4 protein-coding genes and 1 pseudogene are annotated in these 4,617 nt (G+C 72.5%); all 5 read right to left on the reverse strand.

Annotated elements, in window-relative coordinates:
- Positions 1-138 precede the first annotated feature (138 nt).
- The gene (locus ACWEVN_RS46665; protein WP_452055558.1) at positions 139-375 is read right to left on the reverse strand and encodes a hypothetical protein; all 237 of its coding nucleotides are present in this window, start codon (positions 373-375) and stop codon (positions 139-141) included.
- Between the two features lie 21 nt (positions 376-396).
- The gene (locus ACWEVN_RS46670; RefSeq protein ID WP_086837952.1) at positions 397-1,095 is read right to left on the reverse strand and encodes a response regulator; all 699 of its coding nucleotides are present in this window, start codon (positions 1,093-1,095) and stop codon (positions 397-399) included.
- Entirely contained in the window at positions 1,092-3,620 is a 2,529-nt protein-coding gene (locus ACWEVN_RS46675) for a DUF4118 domain-containing protein (RefSeq protein ID WP_452055559.1), read from the reverse strand. Before ACWEVN_RS46675 ends, ACWEVN_RS46670 begins: the two co-directional genes overlap by 4 nt.
- 4 nt (positions 3,621-3,624) lie before the next feature.
- Positions 3,625-4,215: a potassium-transporting ATPase subunit C gene (locus ACWEVN_RS46680; protein WP_452055560.1), complete on the reverse strand. Its 591-nt coding sequence runs from the start codon at positions 4,213-4,215 to the stop codon at positions 3,625-3,627.
- Positions 4,216-4,220: 5 nt separating this feature from the next.
- Positions 4,221-4,617 (reverse strand): annotated as a pseudogene (locus ACWEVN_RS46685) (potassium-transporting ATPase subunit B); the annotation flags it as partial.

Below are 4,617 nucleotides of genomic sequence, written 5' to 3' on the forward strand. Positions count from 1 at the left end.
CCGGCCTAGCCCCCAGCGCCCCAATGTGGCGTTGGTTGCGTCCAACGCACCGAACGCCACATTGGGTGCGCTGGACGCACCGAACGCGACGGCGCAGGTCGTCGGCGAAGGAACCGGCGAGTGCGGCCGGGCCCGGCTTCAGACCCCGGAAGTCCGGGGCGGGCTTCCGCTCCGGCGCACCCGGAAGTACCGGACCCAGTAGAACGCGGCCGCCAGCACCCCGCCGGCCGGCCACACGAACCGGAGCGCTTGCCGCCACCCGGTCGCTTCCCAGCCGAGGGCGAGCACCACGGCGGCGACCGTGAACACGCTCCACAACACCGCCAGCCCCAACGCCACCTTGGCCGGCATCCGGCCTTTCGTCACCTCGGTCACGCCGGAGGGATACCCACCGGGTCAGACCTCGAAGCGGTACCCCATGCCCGGTTCGGTGAGCAGGTGCCGGGGCCGCGACGGCTCCCGCTCCAGCTTGCGCCGCAGCTGGGCCAGGTACACCCGCAGGTAGTGGGACTCCGTCTCGTACGACGGGCCCCACACCTCGTGCAGGAGCTGCTTCTGCGCCACCAGCCGGCCGCGGTTGCGGACCAGCAGCTCCAGCACGCCCCACTCCGTCTTCGTCAGGTGGACTTCGACGCCGTCGTGGCGGCGGACCTTCTTCGCCGCCAGGTCGACGCTGAACGACGCCGTGTCCACCACCGCGTCCGCGCCGTCCGCGCCCGCCACCGCGGACCGGCGGACCGCCGCGCGCAGGCGGGCCAGCAGCTCGTCCATGCCGAACGGCTTGGTCACGTAGTCGTCGGCGCCGGCGTCGAGGGCCTCGACCTTGTCCGCCGAGTCGCCGCGGGCGGACAGCACGATGATCGGGACCGTCGTCCAGCCGCGCAGGCCCGCGATCACCTCGGTGCCGTCCAGGTCCGGCAGGCCGAGGTCCAGCACGACCACGTCCGGCTTGGTCTCGGCGACCGCCTTCAACGCGGCCGTGCCGTCGTGCGCGGTGATCACCTTGTAGCCGCGGGCGGTCAGGTTGATCCGCAGCGCCCGCACGATCTGCGGCTCGTCGTCCACCACCAGCACGGTGGCCCCCGGGTCGCTCATCGCACCCCCTCCTCTTCGAACTCCACACTGAACGCGGGCAGCGACACCACGACCGTCAGCCCGCCGCCCGGGGTGTCCTCGGCGCGGATCGTCCCACCCATCGCCTCGGTGAACCCCTTCGCCACCGACAGACCGAGCCCGACGCCCGGTGTCGTGTCCCGGTCGCCGCCGAGCCGCTGGAACGGCGCGAACGCCGAATCCGCCGCTCCCTTGCGCAGGCCCTTGCCGTGGTCGACGATCCGCAGCTCGACCTGGCCGGAGTGCGCGCTGGCCCGGGCCGACACCGGGGCGCCGCCGTGGCGCAGGGCGTTGTCCAGGACGTTGGCCACCACCCGTTCCAGCAGGCCCGGGTCGGCCAGCACCGACGGGAGCTCGTCGTCGATCGCGACCACGACCTCGTCCGAGTTGTCCACATTGGACAAGGCGTGCGCGACGACCTCGTCGTAGCCGACCGGGCGCAGGTGCGGGCGGACCGCCCCGGTGGCCAGGCGCGAGGAGTCGAGGAGGTTGTCGATCAGCCCGGCGAGCCGGTCGGCGGACAGCTCGATGGCCTCCATCAGCTCGGCGGTGTCCTCTTCGGACAGATTCAGGTCCGCGGCCCGCAGGCTGCCGATCGACGCCTTGATCGACGTCAGCGGCGTCCGCAGGTCGTGCCCGACGGCCGAGAGCAGCGTCGTGCGCAGCTCGGTCGCTTCGGCCTTGCGCTCGGCGCGCGCCGCCGCGGCCGCCATCCGCTGCTGGCGCAGGGCCAGGAGCGCCTGCCCGGCCACGGCTTCGAGGACCCGCCGGTCGGCCGCCGGCAGGGCCCGCCCGCGCAGCGTCAGGTGCACGTCGGCGGTGACGGCGATGTCGACGTCGGCCTCGTCCGGGTCCGCGCACGGGTGCTCCCCCGCGGTCGCCACGCACTGCCACACCCCGTCCTGCTTCTCCAGCAGCGTCACCGAAGTCAGCGCGAAGTTCTCGCGGACCTTCGCCAGCAGCCGCTCGATCGGGTTCGCGTGGGTGAGCACGGTCCGGGCGTAGGAGGCCAGCAGGGCCGCCTCGGTCCGGGCCAGCGCGGCTTGCGCGGCCCGGCGCGCCGCCTGGTCGACGACCAGCGCGACCAGCACCGCGACCACGACCATCGCGATCAGCGTCACCAGGTTCTGCGGGGTGTGCACGTTGAGCGTGTACAGCGGCGGCGTGAAGAAGAAGTTGAGCAGCCCGGCGCCGAGCACGGCCGCGACCAGCGCCGGGCCGAGGCCGCCGACCAGGGCGACGACGACCGTGGCGAGGACGTAGGCGATGACGTCGGTGGCGAAGTCCAGCCCGCTCGGGATGAAGACGCCGACGAGGGTGACCAGCACCGGCAGCACGATGCCCAGCACCCAGCCGGTGACCAGCCGCGACAGCCCCAGCGGGCTCGCGGTCAGCCCGGTCCGCAGCCGCCCGCCGGCCTCGGAGTGGGTGACCATGTGCACGTCGATCGGCCCCGACCGGCGGACCACCGCGGCGCCGATGCCCTCGTCGAACAGCCGCGCCACCCGGGACCGCCGCGAGGTGCCGAGCACCAGCTGGGTCGCGTTGACCCCGCGGGCGAAGTCCAGCAGCGCACCCGGGACGTCGTCGCCGACGACCGTGTGGAACGTCGCGCCCACCTCTTCGGCGAGCTTGCGGTAGCGGGCCATCGCGGCCGGGCTGATCCCGGCCAGGCCGTCGCCGCGCAGGATGTGCACCACCTGCAGTTCGGCGCCGGCGCGGGTGGCGATCCGGCTGGCCCGGCGGATGAGCGTCTCGCTCTCCGGGCCGCCGGTGATCGAGGCGACCACGCGTTCGCGCGCCTCCCACGTGTCGGTGATCCGCTGCTCGGCGCGGTAGCGCTGGAGGGCGACGTCGACCTGGTCGGCCACCCACAGCAGCGCCAGTTCGCGGAGCGCGGTGAGGTTGCCGGGCCGGAAGTAGTTGCCGAGCGCGGCGTCGATCCGCTCGGCCGGGTAGACGTTGCCGTGCGCGAGGCGGCGGCGCAGCGCCTCGGGCGTGATGTCGACCAGCTCCAGCTGTTCGGCGCGGCGGACGACCTCGTCCGGCACGGTCTCCTGCTGGGTGACGCCGGTGATCCGCTCGACGACGTCGTTGAGGCTCTGCAGGTGCTGCACGTTGACCGTGGAAAGCACGTCGATGCCCGCGTCGAGGAGTTCTTCGACGTCCTGCCAGCGCTTGGCGTTGCGCGATCCCGGCACGTTGGTGTGCGCCAGTTCGTCGATGACGGCGACCTCGGGCGCGCGGGTGAGGATGGCGTCGACGTCCATCTCGTCGAAGACGCGGCCGCGGTGCTCGGCGCGGCGTCGCGGAACGGTTTCGAGGCCCTCGAGCAGTGCCGCGGTCTTCTCGCGGCCGTGCGTCTCCACCAGCCCGACCACGACGTCGGTGCCGCGGTCGAGGCGCCGGCGCGCTTCGCCGAGCATGGCGAAGGTCTTGCCGACGCCCGGAGCCGCGCCGAGGTAGATCCTCAGCTCTCCCCGGCGCGGCCTGTTCTCCGTGGTCACGGTGTCAGTGTGCCCCTCCGGCCGCCGCGCGCACGGCCAAGTTGAGCGGGAGCACATCCACCCCGGGGACACCGATCCCGGCCCCGCTCGTGTTCTGCTCGATCAGCTGCTTCACCCGGTCGAGGGGCAGGCCGGTGTTCCGCGCGACCCGCGGTGCCTGGAGGTCGGCGTAGGCCACGCTGATCGCCGGGTCGAGGCCGGAGCCGGACGCCGTCACCGCGTCCGGCGGGACCTGAGCGGGTGACACGCCCTCACGCTTCGCGATGGCGTCCTTGCGCTCGCCGATGGTCTTCACGAGGTCCTCGTCGTACGGGCCCTTGTTAGACGCGCCGGACGGCAGTTCGGGCGTGACCACCGAGGGCCGGCTGTGGAACCACGGGTCGTGCGCCGGATCGGCGGGCACCGGGTCGACGCCGATCAGCGACGAGCCGGCGGCCTGGCCGTTCTGCGTGACGATCGAGCCTTCGGCGTTGCCCTCCAGGCCGGGGATGCGGGCGATGGCCCAGACGGCCAGCGGGTAGAGGATGCCGAGCAGGACGGTCATGACGAGCAGGACGCGCAGCCCGGCCCAGGTCTGCTTGACGAGTGTGTTCACGGAAGTCACCCGATTCCAGGGATGAGGCGCACGAGCAGGTCGATCAGCCAGATCCCGAGGAAGGGGCTGACGATCCCGCCGAGGCCGTAGACGAGCAGGTTGCGCCGCAGCAGGGCCGAAGCCGACGACGGCTTGTACCGCACCCCCCGCAGGGCCAGCGGGATCAGCACGACGATGATCAGCGCGTTGAAGACGACCGCCGACAGGATCGCCGACTTCGGCGTGGCCAGGTGCATGATGTTCAGGCCGCCGAGCTGGGCGTAGATGCCGGTGAACATCGCGGGCAGGATGGCGAAGTACTTGGCCAGGTCGTTGGCGACGCTGAAGGTGGTCAGCGCGCCGCGGGTGATCAGCAGCTGCTTGCCGATCTCGACGATCTCGATCAGCTTGGTGGGGTCGCTG

The sequence above is a fragment of the Amycolatopsis sp. NPDC003861 genome, assembly GCF_053605405.1.

What these genes read in the sequence shown, in the direction of transcription:
- ACWEVN_RS46670 (WP_086837952.1), bottom strand. Translation starts at nt 1,095, where the DNA reads ATGAGCGACCCGGGGGCCACCGTGCTGGTGGTGGACGACGAGCCGCAG.